This is a genomic window from Actinocorallia aurantiaca, from assembly GCF_039533685.1.
GTDB classification, from domain to species: domain Bacteria; phylum Actinomycetota; class Actinomycetes; order Streptosporangiales; family Streptosporangiaceae; genus Actinocorallia; species Actinocorallia aurantiaca.
This window is the reverse complement of record NZ_BAAATZ010000002.1, coordinates 127,364-144,890: the sequence shown is the minus strand read 5'-3', so window position 1 is coordinate 144,890 and position 17,527 is coordinate 127,364. Positions and strand designations below refer to the sequence as shown.

Below are 17,527 nucleotides of genomic sequence, written 5' to 3'. Positions count from 1 at the left end.
GGCCCGTCCCGCGGGGGAGCGCGGGAGTTCCCCGCTTCCTTGCCCGGACATGACCGGGAGCGGACGGGTCGGGATTCGCCTCGAGAGAAGAGAGACCCGCCTTTAGTGTGGGGTGAGTGATCCTGTTCGCGGCCGGTTCGACCTTGGGGGAGAGCGTGCGGAGAACGTGGGTGCTGCTCGCCGGATGCGCGGCGCTGGTGCTGGCCGCGTTGCAGCTGGGCCTTCCCGCGGCGGCCGGGCCTCCTCCGGTCGCGATCGCGCTCCCCGAGGCGGCGGACGGGCAGGTGGACGTCCTCGCCGTCTCCCCCGCCGCGGACGGGCTCGCGGTGAACACCCGGACCGCGACGGCGACGTACGCGCCGGGGGACGTGGCGATCAGGATCCCCGAGACCGCCGCGACGGACGAGAAGAGCGACGTGCTGCCCGACGGCACGTGGTACGTGGCCGCCGCGGTGGGGGAGACGGGCGCGCCGCGGCTCGGCTGGTCCGCGGACGGGCTGGCCGCCGCCGGTTACCGGTCGGTCGAGATCGAGTTCGTCGGGGTCGACTCCGGCGACGGAAAGCTGGAGGTCTTCTCGGGAACGGTGGCGGCGGGGCGGCGGGTGCTCTCCTGGACGGACGCCACCGCCCGGAAGCACACCTACCGGCCGACCGAATCCGGTTCCCGGGAGGTTCTGAACTGGGCGTTCGGGTCTCCCGGCCGCTACCGCGCGACCTTCAGGGTGACGGCCACCGGCACGGACGGCCGGAAGGTCCAGTCTCCGCCTTCGACCTTCACCTTCCTCGTCGGGACGGCGGCCGCGGCCGCCACCCCCACCACGACGACGCTCACGGCCGCGCCGGGGAGCACGGCGGGCCGGACGAGGCTGACGGGCGCCGTCACGGGAACGGGCGCCCGCGGCTGGGTCGAGTTCTTCGACGGGAACGCGACGTCACTCGGGTACGCCGAGGTGGTGGACGGCGTCGCGAGCGAGGAGTTCCCGTTCGCCGCCGGGACGTACACGTTGAAGGCGGCGTTCAGACCCAAGTACCTCGGCGACCATCTGGCGTCCGAGTCCCCCGCCGTCTCGTACACGGTGAACGCGGGTTCGACGGACGTCCCCACGGCTTCGGCGTCCCCGACGGTTCCCGCCGGCCAGGACGGCACCGCGGTCCCGACCGCCACGGCTTCCCCGACCCTCGAGATGACGGCGCTCCCGGTGGAGGGCGACTCGTCGTCCACGTGCACGGTCCTCGGCGAGGGCGACGTCGACTACGCCGTCCGCCTCAAGGACGGGAAGCCGCAGTCCGCGTTCAGGGACGCCGCCGGCGGATGGCACGAGCCGTCGAGCGCCGTCGTGAAGGTGGGCGCGGAGACGGTGCTGCCGCTTCCGGCGGGTCAGGACTTCCTGGGCCCGGCGGGGACGTCGGTCTGGCAGTTGCCGCAGACGCCCCGTGAAGGCGTTCCGTCCCTCGGCTGGCTGGCCGAGGGCACCGCCGCCACGTGGACGCTGGACGGTGTGGAAGGCCCCGGGAAGGTCGTGTTGTTCGAGGCCGGCACCGAGGGCGCGCCGAGCGTGGTGTTCGGCGGGGCGGGCATGTCCCGCGAGCTCGCCTCGGGCGTCCACGCCCACGGGACGTGGGGTTTCACCGAGCAGGGCGTCTACCGCCTGGCCTTCACCCACCGGACGTCCTCCGGTGAGGAGGACACCGGGAAGCTCACGTTCGTCGTGGGGGCGGCGGCGATGCCCTCGTGTCCGGGGAAGCTCGCGAACACCGGCGCCCACACCCTGCTCTACGCGAGCCTCGGAGCCATGGCGGTGTCGGCGGGGGCCGTGCTGCTCATCGGCGTCAACCGCAGGCTCGGGCTCTTCTGAGCGCGCCGGCGGACATCACGGGAGAGCGGCGGCCCTTGCGTGGCCTCCGGGGCCGGACTGTAATCTGGACAGGTGTCTGAAACAACCGCTTGGTATCAGAAGTCCCCGGTCCCCGGCCCCCGTGAGGTGCTCTCCTGATGATCGGTTTCGTCGGCCTGGGCCAGATGGGCGCCCCGATGGCCGGGCATCTGGTGGAGAGCGGTGTGATCGTCCACGACCTGCGGCCCGAGGTCGTCGCCGAACTGGTGGACAAGGGCGCCAAGGCGGCCCGCACCCTGGAGGACCTCGCCGGGGCGGAGCTGATCGGGCTGATGGTCCGCGACGACGCCCAGGTCCGGGAGGTCTGCGCCGTCCTCCTCCCCCTGGTCTCCCCCGGGACGGTCATCGCGATCCACTCCACGATCCGCGCCCGGACCGCCGTCGAGCTGGCCGCCGAGGCCGAGCGGTACGGGGTCGAGGTCGTCGACGCCCCCGTCAGCGGCAGCTTCCTCGGCGCGCACCAGGGCACCCTCGCCGTCATGGTCGGCGGCTCCGAGCAGGCCTTCGCCCGCTGCAAGGAGGCCTTCGACCCCTGGGCCGGGCTGATCGTGCACATGGGCCCGGTCGGCGCGGGCACCCACGCCAAGCTCGCCCGCAACCTGCTGCACTTCGTGGCCTTCACCGCCGCGGGCGAGGCCCAGCGCCTGGCCGAGGCGGCCGGGATCCCGCTGCGCAGGCTGGCCCGGGTGGTGCGGCACAGCGACGCGATCACCGGCGGACCCGGCTCGGTCATGCTCAGGTCCGAGACCGGCCCGCTGGCCTCCGACGACCCCCTGCACGACGTCTACGCGCACGTCCTGGCCCTGGGGGACAAGGACCTGGCCCTGGCCCTGGAGCTCGCCGGCGAGCTGGGGGTGCGGACCCCGCTGACCGAACTGGCCGTCGATCTCCTGCCCGAAGCCCTGGGGGTGCCCCGTGACTGACAGACGCGAACTCGGCCTGAGGAAGATGACCGAGGTCTACGGCTTCGACGTCACCGACAGCCCCGGAGACGAGTTCTTCGGCTACACCGTCGACCACCTCTTCGCCGAGATCTGGACCCGCGAGGGCCTGTCCATGCGCGACCGCAGGCTGCTGCTCGTCGGCCTGCTGGCCGGTCAGGGCCTCAACGACGTCCTGGACCTCCAGTTCCCCGCCGCCATGGACAACGGAGAGCTCGACGCCGCCGAGCTGCGGGAGATCGTCATCTTCCTCACCCACTATGTGGGATGGCCGCAGGGGGCGAAGCTGAACGGGCAGGTGGAGACGCTGATCGCCCGGCGGGAGAAGAAAGCCCGGCGGGACGGGGCGTCCTAGTCCCGGCCGATCGCGGGTATGCTGAACAGCTGTTGTGGAAAGTAGAGGCATAAAACTTCTTTCCGCAGCGTTAGTTCAGTGTTCACCCATTTCACGGCGTGCCGCTCGTCGGCCGCCGGGCTCGTCCTTGCAGCGACCCCCTCTTCGTTCGTGTGCCGCCGGCACCGGGGGCCTCCCGAGACGTGCCCCCCTCTCGGAAGGCTGTACGTGTCAGACGTATCCCCTGCCCTGTCCACCCCCGCCACGGAAGAAGAGATCCTGCCCACCTTCGCGGAGCTGGGCCTGCCCGCCGCGCTCGTGGAGTCGCTCGCCCGCAACGGCATCACCCACCCCTTCCCCATCCAGGCCGCGTCGATCCCCGACGCGCTCGCCGGACGGGACATCCTGGGCCGCGGTAAGACCGGCTCGGGCAAGACCTTGGGCTTCGGCCTCCCCCTGCTCACCCTGCTGAGCCACCAGCAGGCCCGGCCCAAGAAGCCGCTCGGCCTCATCCTGGTGCCGACCCGCGAGCTCGCCCAGCAGGTGCAGACCGTCATCGAGCCGCTCGGCCGCGCCGTCGGCCTGCGGATGAAGACGGTCATCGGCCAGACCTCGATGCCCCGCCAGATCGACGCGCTGCGCCGCGGCGTCGAGATCCTGGTGGCCACTCCCGGCCGCCTCAAGGACCTCATGCGCCAGGGCGCCTGCGACCTGTCGGACGTGCGCATCGCGGTGCTGGACGAGGCCGACCACATGGCCGACATGGGCTTCCTGCCCGACGTCACCGACATCCTGAACGAGGTCCGGCCGGGCGGGCAGCGGATGCTGTTCTCGGCCACCCTCGACCGCGAGGTCGACGTCCTGGTCAACAAGTACCTCAACGACCCGGTCACCCACGCGCTCAGCGAGGTGGGCGACACGGTCGACACGATGGAGCACCACCTTCTCCTGGTCCCGCCGAAGGAGAAGAACACCATCACGGCCGAGATCGCCAACCGGGAGGGGCGGACGATCCTGTTCGCCCGCACCAAGCACGGCGTCGACCGGATCGCCAAGCAGCTCACGTCGGTCGGCGTGCGCGCGGCGGGCCTGCACGGCGGCAAGTCGCAGAACCTGCGCACCCGCACGCTGGCCGAGTTCCGCGAGGGCCGCATCAGCGTCCTGGTCGCCACGGACGTCGCCGCGCGCGGCATCCACGTGGACGACGTCACCCTGGTGCTGCACGTCGACCCGCCGGCGGACCACAAGGACTACATGCACCGCGCCGGCCGCACCGCGCGTGCGGGGGAGAAGGGCACCGTCGTCACGATGGTCCTCTCCCACCAGGTGCGGGCGACGACCTCGATGATGCGCCGCGCCGGCATCCACGCCGAGCGCGTCAAGGTGACCTCGATGGACCCGGCTCTGGTCGCGCTGACCGGCGCGCGCGAGCCGTCCGGAGAGGCCCTCCCCGAGCCCCTCATCCCCGAGCAGGAGAAGCGCTCCTCGCGGCGTCAGGGCGGCGGCTTCGGCGGCCGCGGCGGGCCCCGCAGGGGAAGCGGCGGACCCCGTCGCTTCCGCGACGGCGAGGGCGGCTCCTCGGGGTCCTCCGAGGGCGGACGCCGCTCCTACCAGGGCAACCGTGAAGGCGGCGGTTACCAGGGCAACCGCGGCGAGGGCGGTGGCTACCAGGGCAACCGTGAGGGTGGCGGTGGCTACCAGGGCAACCGCAGCGAGGGCGGCGGTTACCAGGGCAACCGTGAGGGTGGCGGTGGCTACCAGGGCAACCGCGGCGAGAGCGGTGGCTACCAGGGCAACCGTGAAGGCGGCGGCGGCCGTCCCCACCGGGGCTCCGCCCGGCACACCGGCGGCAACGCCTCCGGTGGCGGTGACCGTCCGTACCGGCAGCGTCGTTCGACGACCGCCTGATCCACTCATCACAGACTGATCGGCACAGGCCGGGCCCATGACGGGTCCGGCCTGTGTCATTCTTGCTTTCTCCACTTTCTTACCGTTTGTGGTGACTGAGTTCTAGACTCCGATGGTCGTGGTGGCGGCGAAGAATGCGGGGATCAGTGCGCTGGGGCAGGAGGCTGGCGATCGGTGTCGCCGGGCTGATGGGGCTGATGCTGGTGTCAGGGGCGTCGGTGAGCGACGCCCACCGGACCGAACGGACCTCCGCCCAGGCGGACAGCTGGGAGGACGCGGAGCTCCTCCCTCCGCTGCCCACCCTTCCCCCTTCCTTCGAGCGGCCGAAGACGGACTGCAGGAAGCTCAAGTGCGTCGCCCTGACCTTCGACGACGGGCCGGGCCCCGACACCGAGCGGTTGCTGGACATGCTCGGCAGGGCGAAGGCGAAGGCGACCTTCTTCGTCGTCGGCCCGCAGGTCTCGCAGTTCCCCGGCACCCTGCTGCGCGAGGCGGAGGAGGGGCACGAGGTCGGCAACCACACCCAGCACCACCTGCAGCTGACCGCCGAGTCCGCCAAGGTCGTGCACCGGGAGCTGGACGACACCAGCAGGATCATCGAGGAGATCCTCGGGTTCGGCCCCGACCTCTTCCGCCCGCCCTACGGAGCCACCGACAAGCGGGTCGAGAAGGAGGCGCGCAAGGAGGGCATGTCAGTGATCCTCTGGAGCGTGGACACCGATGACTGGCGGCACAAGAACAGCTCCAAGGTCGCCCGCCAGGCCATCCGGGGGCTGCGCCGCGGATCGATCATCCTCATGCACGACATCCACCCCACGACCGTGGACGCCGTGCCCCGCATCCTCAAGGAGGCCAAGCGCCGGGGTCTGACCCTGGCGACGGTCACGGACGTCCTGGCGGCCCTGGAAGGGGAGAAGCCGAAGCCCGGGAAGAAGTACCTGGGCCACTGACTCAGCCGGCCTGCTCGCGCCTCTCCCGGTCCTCCTGGATCGACTGGTTCTCCTCGCGCAGCTTGTCCTGGAGCTCCTGGAGCCCGCGCATGCCCTCCACCGACAGCAGGGCGAGCTCCTCCGCGGTGATGAGCTGGGGCTTGTTCTTCAGCGGGGGCAGCCAGCCCTCCTCGGAGTCGTACCTGCGGAGGATCTTCGCCGGAACGCCCCCGATCACGCAGTTGTCGGGGAACTCGCCCCTGACCACCGCGCCGCCCGCCACCGCCACGTTCCTGCCCAGCCGCGTCCCCGGCAGGATGATCGAGCCGGTGCCCAGCCAGCAGCCGTCGCCGATCTCGACGGGGCTGTTCTCGGGCCACTGCCGGCCGATGGGCGCGTCGAGCTGCGCGTAGGTGTGGTTCTGGTCGGTGACGTAGACGTACGGGCCGGTGAAGACGTCGTTGCCGATGACGATCGACTGGTGGCCGACGATGTGGGTGCCCCGCCCGATGGAGCAGCTCTCGCCGATCCTGACGATGACGTCGGGGCCGAGGTCCAGTCCCGGTACGAAGCCCGCCGAGATGGACACGTGCGTGCCGACCAGGGTGTGCGCTCCCACCGAGATCCAGGATTCGCCGAAGATGGCGCCCTGCGGGAAGGCGATGCAGGCGCCCTCTCCCAGATGGTGGAAGCGTTTGCCCCCGGGGGAGGCGGGGCTGATCTCGCCCAGCCTGCGGATCAGTGCGTAGGCCCGGTGCACGGCCTTTCCGGCCAGCCGGCGCGCGCCATCCTTCAACATGGGGCAAAGGTACAGGGACCTAGAAAACGGGCTACCCGCCGGTAGGGCGGGTAGCCCGGAAACGCAGCTCATCCAGGGATCACGGGGATCCCAGGCCCCCCGGCCGGGTGCTCCTGGGCGCGGAGCCGCGGCCGGCCTCCCCGTAGGAGGCGCTCTGGCCGGTCGGGCTGTAGGAGCCCGAGAGCGTCTGCTCCCGGTTGCGGCGCTCCGACTCCAGGCCCTCCTCGGGCTCCAGGAGGTGCTGCATCTGGTGCCGGCGCCGGGTCATCATCATGGCCACGGTGGCGCCCGCCAGGCAGGCGGCGAGGGTGCCCACCATCGTGTTGCGGGTGGCGCGGTGGCGCTTGGGAGGCTCGATCCAGGCGGCGGTGCCGCTCAGAGCGGAGCCGATCTTAGGAGCCATGCTGCCGTTGAAGTAGACGGCCGCACGCTCGACGCGCGGGGCGGTCCAGCCGCGGGCGTCCGTCATCCGGCGGGACGCGATCCTGCGCGCCGCGATCGAGGCCGGGACCATCCAGCCGATGGCCTGGGCGGCCCCCGTCTGCGTCCGGTGCATCCCCGTCTGCACGCGGGACGCGCCGGTGTGGGCGCGCGACATCCCGGTGCGCGCCCGAGACTTGATCCGGGCCTTCGAAAGGGACGGCTTCGAAAGAGACGGCTTGGACAACGAGGGCTTCGACAGGGACTTGGCGATGGAGCCCCGGCTCTTCATGCCCGGGCTCTTCTTCAGGCCCGGCATGCTGGAGTTCCGGCTCTTCATGCCCGGGCTCTTCTTCAGGCCCGGCATGCTGGAGTCGCGCATGCTCCCGGTCAGACCCTTGGTTTTCAGCCGGAACTTCCGGTTGACCTCCTTGGGCGTGCTGCGAACGGAAAGACGCATGGACACGTTTCCTCCCCCGAATAGCTGACGGTCCTGAAAACTCCCTTCCCCGGCCCCGGTGCGTCACACCTTCCCGGGCACACGTCACACCTGCGGACGCTTGGTCCGGGGAGCGTGGCAGGATGGCTTGGTCAGCGCTGACAAGCATCAGGAGGAGCCATGGGCGAGACGCTCGCGACGTTCAACATCAGTCAGGGAAAGACCAAGGGAAAGATCGTCGTTCGTCTGTTCCCGGAGCTGGCGCCGAACACGGTGGCCAACTTCGTGGAGCTGGCCGAGGGAACCCGTGAGTGGAAGCATCCGGAGACCGGCGTCGTCTCCAAGACCCCGCTCTACGACGGGACGGTCTTCCACCGGGTGATCGACAACTTCATGCTCCAGGGCGGCGACCCGCTGGGCAAGGGGATCGGCGGCCCCGGCTACGACTTCGACGACGAGATCCACGCGCAGAACAAGTTCGACCGCCCCTACCTGCTGGCCATGGCCAACGCGGGCAAGCGCGGCGGCAAGGGCACCAACGGCTCGCAGTTCTTCATCACCACCGTTCCGACCCCGTGGCTGAACAACGGCCACACCCTGTTCGGAGAGGTCATCGAGGGCCAGGACCTGGTCGACGTCCTCGGAAAGACCCCGACGGGCCCCGGCGACCGCCCGCTGGAGCCCGTCGTGCTGGAGTCGGTGACGATCGAGCGTCGTTGACCGTTGTACTGACGTGACAGACACTCCCCCGGCTCAGGAACAGACCGGAGTGCCCACCTGTTACCGGCACCCCGGACGAGAGACGTACGTTCGCTGCACCCGGTGCGACCGGCCCATCTGCCCCGACTGCATGGTCGAGGCGTCGGTCGGCTTCCAGTGCCCGGAATGCGTCAAGGCGGGCAACCGCGACGTCCGGCACGCGGCCGGCAGGTTCGGCGGCGAGGTGGCGACCTCGCCCCGGCTGACCTACGCGCTGATCGCGGTCAATGTCGTGGTCTTCCTGCTGCAGTACGGGCTGGGCGACGCCGGCCTGATCCGGTTCGACTTCGGGCTGATCCCGCCGCTGGTCGCCGACGGCGAGTTCTACCGGCTGGCGACCTCGGCCTTCCTGCACAACAGCCTGGCGCACCTGGTGCTCAACATGTGGGCGCTGTGGGCGGTGGGCCAGTCGCTGGAGCTGTGGCTCGGCCGGACGCGCTTCCTCACCCTGTACGCGGTGAGCGCGCTGGGCGGTGCGACGCTGGTCTACCTGGCCTCGCCGTACCTGTCCAACACGGCGGGAGCGTCCGGCGCCATCTTCGGCCTGTTCGGCGCGATCTTCGTGCTGTCCCGCCGGATGAACCTGGACATCAGGCCGATCGCCTTCGTGATCATCCTGAACCTGGTCTTCACCTTCGTGTGGTCCGGCATCAGCTGGCAGGGCCATCTGGGCGGGCTGGTCACCGGCGGGCTGCTGGCGTTCGCGTACGCCTACGCGCCGCGGGAGCGCCGGAACGCCGTGCAGTTCGGCGCGACCGCCGCGATCACGGTGCTGCTGCTGGCGCTGATCGTGGTGCGGACCGGCGCCCTGACCTGAGGATTGTGGATAAACCCAGACAGCCTGGGGATAACGACTCGCGTTATCCCCAGGCTGTGGAAAACATTCGTGGATTGAACCACGGGCCGAGTGGGTAAGGGCTAACGCCACTTGGTCGACAGGATCACCCCGAAGATGATCAGGGTGAAGCCGATGCCCAGGTTCCAGTTGCCCAGATCGCTGATCAGCGGCACGTCGGATCCGGTGCTGGCTCCGACGTAGTAGGTGGCGATCCACCCCAGTCCGATCAGCCACGCGGCGAGCATGACGGGCACCAGCCAGCGCGGTGTGACGGCGGCCTTCTCGGCCCGCACGGGCGGAGTGTAGACGGCCTTCTTGCGGGTCTTGGACTTGGCCACGGGTAGTCTCCTCAACGAACGCGGGGACGCGCGTCTCTCCCGCGCAAACGTCCAGTCCGCTGAATTCTAATAGCTCCCGCACGCGGACGCAGCGTCCCCGTGGTGCGCGCGCCCCGCTGGTAGGTTGATCCGGGTGGGAGGGCTTCTCTGATGCGCGGGCTCATCAAGGTCCTGGGTGAGTTCTTCATCACCTTCGGGCTGGTCGTGTTGCTCTTCGTGACCTACGAGCTGTGGGGCACCGGCCGGTACACCGAGGCCCACCAGGAGACGTTGACCGAACAACTGGACCAGAAGTGGTCGAAGCCGGCCGAACCCCATGTCACCACAGAGAAGGTGAAGCTCGGCGACGGGCTGGCGCTGATCCGCGTCCCCCGGTTCGGCAAGGACTACAAGTTCGTGATCGTGGAGGGCACCACCCCTGCGGACCTGCGGCGCGGGCCGGGCCACTACGCCAGGACGGCCCTGCCGGGCCAGGTCGGCAACTTCGTGGTCTCCGGCCACCGCACGACCTACAGCGCGCCCTTCAACAAGGCGGACAGGCTCAGGGCCGGTGACGAGATCCTCATCGACACCAAGAAGACCCAGTACGTCTACAAGGTGACGAAGCTCCAGATCGTCGCGCCCACCCGGGTCGAGGTGACCGCGCCGGTCCCCCTCCACCCGGGGAAGAAGCCGAAGCGGAAGATGATCACGCTCACCACCTGCCATCCCAAGTATTCTGCGGCGCAGCGGCTCATCGTCTTCGGTGAGCTGGACCGGCAGCTCCCCCGTGTCAGCGGCGGGGGCCAGAAGTAAGGCAGTCCGATGTACCTCTGGATCTGGCGCCACCTTCCCGCCAAGAGCCCCCTCGCCAAGTCCGCGATCGCGCTGGCGCTCGTCCTGGCCCTCGCGGCCCTGCTCTGGTACGTCGTCTTCCCCTGGGTGGAGCCGCAGATCCAGTTCGACCAGGGAACCATCCATGAGGACAACTGAGCGCGTCCTCGTCGTCGACAACCGCGACAGCTTCGTCTACAACCTCGTCCAGTACCTGCGGGAGCTCGGCGCCGACTGCCGGGTCCTCGACCGCGACGAGGCGCGGGCGGAGCACGCCTCCGGCATGGACGGGGTGCTGCTCAGCCCCGGTCCAGGCCACCCCGCGGACACCGGCGTCTGCCTGGAGCTGCTGGCCGGCGCCCGCCGCGGCGGGCCGCCCGTCCTGGGCGTCTGCCTCGGCCACCAGGCCCTCGCGTACGCCTGCGGGGCGCGGGTGGGGCCCGCGCCGAGCATCGTCCACGGCCGCACCAGCGAGATCCTTCACGCGGGGCGGGGGGTCTTCGCCGGGCTGCCGCCGCGGTTCCGCGCCACCCGGTACCACTCGCTGGCGGTGGACCCTCGTACGGTCCCGGCGGAGCTGGAGGTCACCGCCACCACCCCCGACGGCGTGATCATGGGCTTGAGGCACCGGACGGCGCCGATGGAGGGCGTGCAGTTCCATCCCGAGTCCGTCCTCAGCGAGCACGGCCACGCCCTGCTGGCCACCTGGCTGCGCTCATTGCGCCCGGGAGGAGTTTTTTCTTCAACTTCTTTCCAGGAACCTGTAACGACGGGCCCTGGTATGACGAACTCCGTATGAGGGCTTCCGCCATCGCCCCCGAGTGGCGGAAGCCCTCTTCTCATGCCCGGAGACCCTCCGGCCGATTCTGATCGTGCGAGCGAAGAGCCCCGGACCTCGAGGTCCGGGGCTCTTTCACGTTCTCAGAAGCCGATCACGGCGCGAAGGGGTTGGTGTCGTCCTCCTCCGGCGGCAGGTTCGGATCCGGCTGGGTCGGGTCCGGCTGCTCCGGCGGCGGGGTCTGCTCCGGCGGCACTTCCTGCTGCTTGGCGATGTAGACCACGATCGAGCTGTTCACCGGGATCTCCTGACCGGCCGGGATGTTGGTCGCGAAGACCGTGCCCGGCGCGTAGTCGCCCTCGGCGGCCTTCTCCACGAAGTTCGGCTTCTTGGTGAAACCGGCGTTCTGGAGCGCGGCGGCGGCGGCGGCCTGGTCCATGCCCGCCAGGTCGGGCATCACGGCCTTCTCCACGGCCTTGGCCACGAAGACCTTGACCGTCCCGCCCGGCGACACCGACGAGCCGGAGCCCGGGTCGGTCCTGATGACCAGGCCCGGCTTGACCTTGTCGCTGGTCTCGTCATGCCGCTCGACCAGCAGTCCCATGCCCTCAAGCTGCTTCTCGACGGTCTCGAACGGCTTGTTCGCCAGTCCGCCGGGGAGCGTCAGCTTCTCCTTGCCGGTGGAGACGAACAGGGTGACCGTGCTGCCCTTCTCGGCGTCCTGGCCCGCGGCGGGATCGGTGCCGATGGCCTTGCCCTTGGGAACGCTGTCGTGGGGCTGCTTCTCGGCCTCGACCTTGAAGCCCTGATCTTCCAGGGCCTTGGTGGCCTCGCTCTGGGACATGTTCTCGACGCTCTGGATCGCCACCGTCGTCTTGGCGTTCTCGTCGCCGCCGTCATCGCCGCCGCTGGTCAGCAGCACGGCCAGTCCGGCGAAGACACCGATGACCACGACCGCCAGCAGCAGCCACAACGCGGCCTTCTGTGCCTTCTTGCCGGGTTCGTCGTCATCGGAGGCGACCGGGCGCCTCCCGCCCTGCTGGGTGGGCTGATCGTCGTACCGGACGGGCGGCAGGTCGTCGTATCCGCCCTGCCCGGCGTAGGTGGCGGGGCTCACGGGCTGCTGGACCCGGGTCGGGCCGCCGGGGACCTGGCCCATCACCTGGGTGCCGGCCATCGGCGGCACCACCATGGTCGAGGTGCTCTGGGAGGCCACCTGGACGCCCTGCATTGCCCGCTGGATGTCCGCTCGGAACTCCGAGGCGCTCTGGTAGCGGTTCGCCGGGTCCTTGGCCATGGCCTTCAGCACGATCCTGTCGGCCCACTGGGGGATCTCCGGATCGAGCCGGGACGGCGGGATCGGCTCCTCCCGTACGTGCTGGTAGGCGATCGCCACCGGCGAGTCCCCCTGGAAGGGGGGCCGGGCGGTCAGCAGTTCGTAGAGCACGCAGCCGGTGGAGTACAGGTCGCTGCGGGCGTCGACCCGCTCGCCGCGGGCCTGCTCGGGCGACAGGTACTGGGCGGTGCCGATCACCTGGGCGGTCGCGGTCATGGTGGCGGCCGAGTCCGACATCGCGCGGGCGATGCCGAAGTCCATCACCTTGACCTCGTGGTTGCGCGTCAGCATGACGTTGGCGGGCTTGATGTCCCGGTGGACGATCCCGCCCCGGTGGGAGTAATCGAGGGCGAGCAGGATGCCGTCGACGATCTCCAGCGCGCGCTCGGGCCGCAGCCGCCGCTCCGCGCCGTTCTCCGGGCGGATCAGCTCGCGCAGCGTGTGGCCCTCGACGTACTCCATGACGATGTAGGGCACGGGCTGGCCGTTGAAGTCGTCCTCGCCGGTGTCGTACACCGCGATGATCGACGGGTGGTTCAGGGAGGCGGCCGACTGCGCCTCGCGCCGGAACCGGGCCTGGAACGTGGGGTCCCTGGCCAGGTCGGTGCGGAGGGTCTTGATCGCGACGGTGCGGTCGAGCCGGAGGTCGCGGGCACGGAACACCTCGGCCATGCCTCCGCGCCCGATGACCCCACCGAGCTCGTAACGGCCGCCCAGCAGCCGAGGCTGTGTCATGTCTCGCAGTTCCTTTGATCCGAGTCAAACCTTGTTATCCGAACCTAGCGCCCGAGTGGTAGTGCTTCCGGGATTGGGTTCGGTGTGAAGCTTCGTTGTGGTAATCGTTACGGATGATCCCGCAGCGTCATAGTGCGGTCTTGCTGGGGTTGTAGGAGGTTGCTTCGTATGTTCTGGTGTGACCGGAGTCTCGGTGGGCGAAACCGAGGCGTCGGTCTCCTCCGTGTCCGCGCCGTCCGGTGAGCCGGCCGTGAGAGAGCCGCCGAGCAGGGTGCCCAGCAGCAGGAATCCAACTCCGGCGACGACGGCCGGGCACTTCGCGCGGTACGCCGAAACAGCTGGCGGCGGAGTCGCCCGGGCCCTGCGCAGTTCGATCAGCGACCGGCGGATCGCCTCGGCCCGCTCGGCGACCTGCGCCGCCGAAAGCGGACGCTCCAGCGGGTCCTTGCTGAGCAGCTGCCCGACCAGCGCCCGTACCGCCTCGGGGACGGAGGACGGCAGCGGCGCCGGCTCCTCGTGCACATGCATGACGGCGACCGCCACCGGGGTCTCGGCGTCGAAGGGCACCCGCCCGGACAGGCACTCGTAGGCGACGACGCCCAGCGCGTACAGGTCGCTGGCCGGGCCCGCCGACCTTCCGTCGGCCTGCTCGGGCGAGAGGTACTGCACCGTGCCCATGATCGTCCCGGTCTCGGTGAGCCTGCCGCCCGCCGGGTTCAGCGCGATGCCGAAGTCGGTGATCTTGACGGTGCCGTCGGCGTCGAGCAGCAGGTTGCCGGGCTTGACGTCCCGGTGCACCACCCCCGCCGAGTGCGCGGCGTGCAGGCCGCGCGCCACCTGGGCGACGAGCTCCAGGGTGGTCTCGACGCCCAGCCTCCCGGACCGGCGCAGGAGCTCGGACAGCGGCTCGCCGCCGACCAGCTCCAGCACCAGGTAGGCCAGGTCCTCCTGCTCGCCGTAGTCGTAGACCCGGGCGATGTTCGGGTGCATCAGGGCCGCGGCCGTCCGGGCCTCGGCCCGGAACCGCCGCCGGGCGACGTCGTCGGCGAGGTATTCCGCACGCAGCCGCTTGACCGCGACGGTGCGGCCCAACTGCTCGTCCGAGGCCCGCCAGACGTCGCCCATGCCGCCGGAGGCCAGGCGCTCCAGCAGCCGGTAGCGATGCCCGAACAGAGCCGTCATCTCACGTCGTCACTTCTGGTTCAGGGCGGCGATGATGTCGGCGGCGATCGGGCCGGCGGTGTCGGCGCCGAAGATCCGGTCGGTGCCCTCGACGAAGACCGCGAAGCCGTACTTGGGCTTGTCGGCCGGGGCGAACCCGACGAACCAGGCGCCACCGCGACCGACGGTGAGCTCGGTGGTACCGGTCTTGCCCGCGATGTTGCGGCCCTGCAGAACACCGGCGGTGCCGTTGGTGACCACCCGGCGCATCATCTCCTGCAGTTGGCCCGCGGAGTCGCTGCTGATCGGCTTGCCCAGTGCGGTCGGGTCGGCCTCGTAGATGGTGCCGGCCTCCTCGGGCTTGCCCTTGTCGCCCTCGACCCGGGCGACGGCCTTGTCCACCAGGTAGGGCTTCATCATCTCGCCGCCGTTGGCGATCGCCGCGCCGATCATCGCCATCTGCAGCGGGGTGGACTTGGTCTCGCCCTGGCCGAACGAACCGCGCAGGATCTCGTCACGGTTCTGCACGTTGTGCGGGTACTCCGACGCCGGGGCGGACAGGTCGGACTCGATCTGGATCTTCTTGTAGAAGCCGAACTTCTCCGACTGGGCGCGCACCGCCTCGTTGCCCAGGTACTGGTCGTCGGCGCCGAGCAGGGCGTAGGTGGTGTTGCAGGAGTGGGCGAAGGTGTTGATCAGCGGTGCTTGCGCAAGGCCGCAGTTGAGGCCGTCGTTGTGACTGTTGCTGATCGGCTTGCTGCCGCTGGTCGGGATCTCGCCCGGGGCGGGCACCGGTGTGTTCAGGTTGTTGCCGTTCTGGCCGAGGAAGGCGGCGGCGACCACGGTCTTGAAGGACGAGCCGGGCGGGAAGAGCTCGGCGTAGGCCTTGTTGACCATCGGCTGGCCCTTGTCCGTCGTCAGCTTGTTGAGGTTGGTGGCGACCTCGTTGAGCTTCTGGATGCTGGCGACCGTGTTGGGGTCGAAGGAGGGGAAGCCCGCCGCGACCTTGACCGCGCCGGTCTCCGCCTCGATGACGACGGCCGCGGCCCGGCTCGGGTTCTTTGCGAGGAGCCGCTGGTAGGCCACCTGCTGGGCCTTGGCGTCGACGGTGGTGTAGACGTTGCCGCCCAGCGGCTTCTCCCCGGCCAGGGTCCTGATCCAGGAGGTGGCGGTCTGCCGCTCGTCCTGGCCGTCCAGGATGGAGTCGAAGGAGAGCTCCACCCCGCCCTTGCTCAGGGTGCTGGTGAAGTACCCGGTGACGGGGACGAAGACCTCGGCGTTCTTCAGGTACTTGCGCTGGTACTTCGTCTTGGCGTTGCCGGGGTTCAGCGGCTCGGAGAAGGCCAGCTTCACCTTGTCCGAGGAGTAGATGTCGCCCCGGAACCGCAGGAAGATGCCCTGGGACTTGCGGTTGTTCAGCGCGTGGTTCTGCAGGTCCTTGGCCTGGAACGCCTGGATGTAGTTGGCGTTGATCATCAGGATGGCGATCAGCACCAGGCCGACCAGCGCCACCCGCTTGAGCTGGTCGTTCATCGACATCTTGCTCATCGCAGGCCCCCCACGTTGACGATCTGCGTCATGCCCTCGTCCTGGATCGCCACCGGCGCCGGCTTGCGCGCCTCGTGGCTGAGCCGGATCAGGAGGGCGATCAGCACCCAGTTGGCCAGCAGCGAGGATCCGCCCTGCGACAGGAACGGCGTGGTCAGACCGGTGAACGGGATCAGCTTGGTGACACCGCCGGTGATCACGAACACCTGGAGCGCGAAGACGAAGGAGACCCCGCCCGCGAAGAGCTTCGCGAACTCGTCCTTGGTGGCGATGGCGACCTTGAAGCCGCGCTCCACCAGCAGGACGTAGAGCATCAGGAGGGCCATGATGCCGGTCAGGCCCAGCTCCTCGCCGAGCGAGGTGAAGATCTCGTCGCTGAACGCCAGCGGGGTGCGGTAGGGCTGGCCCTGGCCGAGCCCGGTGCCCAGCACGCCGCCCTCGCCCATGGCGTACAGGCCGGCCATGAGCTGGTCGCTCTCGGCGTAGCTGCCGCCCGCGGCGATGCACTCGTCGTAGGTCGGCTTGGCGTCGATCATGTTGTCGACGGTGCCGTCGGGAAGCTTGCAGCCGCCGCCGAAGTAGTTCTCGGGCGACAGCCAGATCTCGACGCGCTGGTTGATGTGGTCGATGCCGATCAGCTGGGCGCCGATGTAGATGATCAGCACGCCGCCGATGAACAGGCTCAGGCCGATGAAGACCCAGGACGCCTTCCCGGTGGCGATGTAGATCATGCTGACGAACAGGCCGAAGAACAGCAGCGCGGTGCCGAAGTCGTTCTCCACGGCCAGGACCATCAGGGTGAGGATCCAGAAGCCGAGGATCGGGTAGAGGTCGCGCGAGCGCGGCAGCTCCAGCAGCCAGATCTTGCGCTGGACCAGGGAGAGAGCCGCCCGTTTCTTCACCAGGTAGGCGGCGAAGAAGACGACGAAGGCCATCTTGCAGAACTCGGCGGGCTGGATGGAGAACGGCCCGAGCTTGATCCAGATCCGGGCGCCGTTGAGCTCGGTGCCGATGACCGGGACCATCGGCAGCATCAGCAGGACCAGGCCGACCGCGCCCAGCGTGTAGTGGTACCGCTGGAAGGCCTTGACCTCCTTGACGATGACCAGGGCGGCGATGAACAGGCCGATGGACAGGACCGTCCACAGCAGCTGCCCCATGATGTCGGCGCCCACGCCGAACGGCACGTACTCCTGGCCGGGGTTGGCGGCCTCGAACCGGTCCCTCTCCTCGGCGAAGTCGGAGGTCGTGGTCTGGTCGATGCGGTAGATCATCGCCAGCCCGAGGCCGTTGAGCAGCATCGCGAGGGGCAGCAGGACCGGGTCGGCGTAGGGGGTCCACCGCTGCATCACGAAGTAGGCGACTCCGGCCAGCGCGATGATCGCCAGCGCGTACCCGAACATGTCGGTGGGCAGGCCGCCGTCGCGGGCGAGGCCGACCTGGGCGAAGCCCGCGATGGTGACGACGAGCGCGAAGACGAGCAGGCCGAGGGACGCCGCCCGGCGTGGTCGCGCAGCCGTCGGCGTGGCTACCGCAGTCATGACTTCTGGAGTCCC

General features: G+C 69.6%; 17 protein-coding genes. 10 read left to right on the top strand and 7 right to left on the bottom strand.

The genetic code is table 11. The features are described 5' to 3' along the window. Nucleotides 1–116: 116 nt before the first annotated feature. The 5 genes from ABD327_RS01445 (at nt 117) to ABD327_RS01425 (ending at nt 6,028) form a co-directional block, all read left to right on the top strand. Nucleotides 117–1,856: a choice-of-anchor M domain-containing protein gene (locus ABD327_RS01445; RefSeq protein WP_344448217.1), complete on the top strand. Its 1,740-nt coding sequence runs from the start codon at nt 117–119 to the stop codon at nt 1,854–1,856. A gap of 137 nt (nt 1,857–1,993) precedes the next feature. Continuing rightward, on the top strand, nt 1,994–2,818 hold the full coding sequence (locus ABD327_RS01440) for an NAD(P)-dependent oxidoreductase (protein ID WP_344448216.1): 825 nt from the start codon (nt 1,994–1,996) through the stop codon (nt 2,816–2,818). After that, entirely contained in the window at nt 2,811–3,191 is a 381-nt protein-coding gene (locus ABD327_RS01435; RefSeq protein WP_344448215.1) for a carboxymuconolactone decarboxylase family protein, read from the top strand. Before ABD327_RS01440 ends, ABD327_RS01435 begins: the two co-directional genes overlap by 8 nt. Before the next feature lie 207 nt (nt 3,192–3,398). After that, a complete protein-coding gene (locus tag ABD327_RS01430; protein WP_344448214.1) occupies nt 3,399–5,078 on the top strand; it encodes a DEAD/DEAH box helicase in 1,680 nt (559 codons plus the stop codon). A gap of 134 nt (nt 5,079–5,212) precedes the next feature. After that, complete coding sequence (locus tag ABD327_RS01425; protein ID WP_344448213.1) at nt 5,213–6,028, top strand: polysaccharide deacetylase family protein; 816 nt, start codon at nt 5,213–5,215, stop codon at nt 6,026–6,028. 1 nt (nt 6,029) lies between these two features. Here the strand turns inward: ABD327_RS01425 and ABD327_RS01420 are convergent, their stop codons facing one another. Together ABD327_RS01420 and ABD327_RS01415 are read right to left on the bottom strand one after the other, a co-directional pair. Continuing rightward, entirely contained in the window at nt 6,030–6,806 is a 777-nt protein-coding gene (locus tag ABD327_RS01420) for an acyltransferase (RefSeq protein ID WP_344448212.1), read from the bottom strand. Between the two features lie 79 nt (nt 6,807–6,885). Then, nucleotides 6,886–7,686, bottom strand: coding sequence for a hypothetical protein (locus ABD327_RS01415; RefSeq protein ID WP_344448211.1), 801 nt, complete (start codon nt 7,684–7,686; stop codon nt 6,886–6,888). 159 nt (nt 7,687–7,845) lie between these two features. Between ABD327_RS01415 and ABD327_RS01410 the strand changes: the two genes are divergently transcribed. Beyond that, entirely contained in the window at nt 7,846–8,385 is a 540-nt protein-coding gene (locus ABD327_RS01410) for a peptidylprolyl isomerase (RefSeq protein WP_344448210.1), read from the top strand. Nucleotides 8,386–8,434: 49 nt separating this feature from the next. Then, the gene (locus ABD327_RS01405) at nt 8,435–9,241 is read left to right on the top strand and encodes a rhomboid family intramembrane serine protease (RefSeq protein WP_344448209.1); all 807 of its coding nucleotides are present in this window, start codon (nt 8,435–8,437) and stop codon (nt 9,239–9,241) included. 101 nt (nt 9,242–9,342) lie between these two features. On the opposite strand, the gene ABD327_RS01400 is transcribed toward ABD327_RS01405, so the two are convergent. Beyond that, nucleotides 9,343–9,600, bottom strand: a complete 258-nt coding sequence (locus ABD327_RS01400; protein WP_344448208.1) for a cell division protein CrgA — start codon at nt 9,598–9,600, stop codon at nt 9,343–9,345. 150 nt (nt 9,601–9,750) lie between these two features. Between ABD327_RS01400 and ABD327_RS01395 the strand changes: the two genes are divergently transcribed. From ABD327_RS01395 to ABD327_RS01385, 3 genes are read left to right on the top strand one after another with little or no spacing between them, the layout of a single operon-like run. Then, nucleotides 9,751–10,395 carry a class E sortase gene (locus tag ABD327_RS01395; RefSeq protein ID WP_344448207.1) on the top strand — a complete coding sequence of 215 codons (645 nt, stop codon included), beginning with the start codon at nt 9,751–9,753 and terminating at the stop codon, nt 10,393–10,395. A gap of 9 nt (nt 10,396–10,404) precedes the next feature. Then, a complete protein-coding gene (locus tag ABD327_RS01390) occupies nt 10,405–10,572 on the top strand; it encodes a hypothetical protein (protein ID WP_344448206.1) in 168 nt (55 codons plus the stop codon). Further along, entirely contained in the window at nt 10,559–11,212 is a 654-nt protein-coding gene (locus ABD327_RS01385; protein WP_344448205.1) for an anthranilate synthase component II, read from the top strand. The genes ABD327_RS01390 and ABD327_RS01385 overlap by 14 nt, the downstream gene beginning before the upstream one ends. A gap of 133 nt (nt 11,213–11,345) precedes the next feature. Here the strand turns inward: ABD327_RS01385 and pknB are convergent, their stop codons facing one another. Genes pknB through ABD327_RS01365 form a run of 4 tightly spaced genes read right to left on the bottom strand, consistent with a single transcriptional unit; the run spans nt 11,346 to nt 17,512 of the window. After that, the gene (gene pknB / locus ABD327_RS01380; protein ID WP_344448204.1) at nt 11,346–13,262 is read right to left on the bottom strand and encodes a Stk1 family PASTA domain-containing Ser/Thr kinase; all 1,917 of its coding nucleotides are present in this window, start codon (nt 13,260–13,262) and stop codon (nt 11,346–11,348) included. A gap of 24 nt (nt 13,263–13,286) precedes the next feature. Further along, the gene (locus ABD327_RS01375; RefSeq protein ID WP_344448203.1) at nt 13,287–14,444 is read right to left on the bottom strand and encodes a serine/threonine-protein kinase; all 1,158 of its coding nucleotides are present in this window, start codon (nt 14,442–14,444) and stop codon (nt 13,287–13,289) included. A gap of 9 nt (nt 14,445–14,453) precedes the next feature. Continuing rightward, nucleotides 14,454–15,971 carry a peptidoglycan D,D-transpeptidase FtsI family protein gene (locus ABD327_RS01370; protein WP_344448202.1) on the bottom strand — a complete coding sequence of 506 codons (1,518 nt, stop codon included), beginning with the start codon at nt 15,969–15,971 and terminating at the stop codon, nt 14,454–14,456. Further along, nucleotides 15,968–17,512, bottom strand: a complete 1,545-nt coding sequence (locus tag ABD327_RS01365) for an FtsW/RodA/SpoVE family cell cycle protein (RefSeq protein ID WP_344448201.1) — start codon at nt 17,510–17,512, stop codon at nt 15,968–15,970. Before ABD327_RS01365 ends, ABD327_RS01370 begins: the two co-directional genes overlap by 4 nt. Nucleotides 17,513–17,527: the final 15 nt, after the last annotated feature.

Excerpts from the sequence above, each read along its gene's own strand:
- ABD327_RS01440 (WP_344448216.1), top strand. The coding sequence starts at position 1,994 with ATGATCGGTTTCGTCGGCCTGGGCCAGATGGGCGCCCCGATGGCCGGG.
- ABD327_RS01425 (WP_344448213.1), top strand. The coding sequence starts at position 5,213 with ATGCGGGGATCAGTGCGCTGGGGCAGGAGGCTGGCGATCGGTGTCGCC.
- ABD327_RS01420 (WP_344448212.1), bottom strand. The coding sequence starts at position 6,806 with ATGTTGAAGGATGGCGCGCGCCGGCTGGCCGGAAAGGCCGTGCACCGG.
- ABD327_RS01415 (WP_344448211.1), bottom strand. The coding sequence starts at position 7,686 with ATGCGTCTTTCCGTTCGCAGCACGCCCAAGGAGGTCAACCGGAAGTTC.
- ABD327_RS01410 (WP_344448210.1), top strand. The coding sequence starts at position 7,846 with ATGGGCGAGACGCTCGCGACGTTCAACATCAGTCAGGGAAAGACCAAG.
- ABD327_RS01395 (WP_344448207.1), top strand. The coding sequence starts at position 9,751 with ATGCGCGGGCTCATCAAGGTCCTGGGTGAGTTCTTCATCACCTTCGGG.
- ABD327_RS01390 (WP_344448206.1), top strand. The coding sequence starts at position 10,405 with ATGTACCTCTGGATCTGGCGCCACCTTCCCGCCAAGAGCCCCCTCGCC.
- ABD327_RS01385 (WP_344448205.1), top strand. The coding sequence starts at position 10,559 with ATGAGGACAACTGAGCGCGTCCTCGTCGTCGACAACCGCGACAGCTTC.
- pknB (WP_344448204.1), bottom strand. The coding sequence starts at position 13,262 with ATGACACAGCCTCGGCTGCTGGGCGGCCGTTACGAGCTCGGTGGGGTC.
- ABD327_RS01375 (WP_344448203.1), bottom strand. The coding sequence starts at position 14,444 with ATGACGGCTCTGTTCGGGCATCGCTACCGGCTGCTGGAGCGCCTGGCC.
- ABD327_RS01370 (WP_344448202.1), bottom strand. The coding sequence starts at position 15,971 with ATGAGCAAGATGTCGATGAACGACCAGCTCAAGCGGGTGGCGCTGGTC.
- ABD327_RS01365 (WP_344448201.1), bottom strand. The coding sequence starts at position 17,512 with ATGACTGCGGTAGCCACGCCGACGGCTGCGCGACCACGCCGGGCGGCG.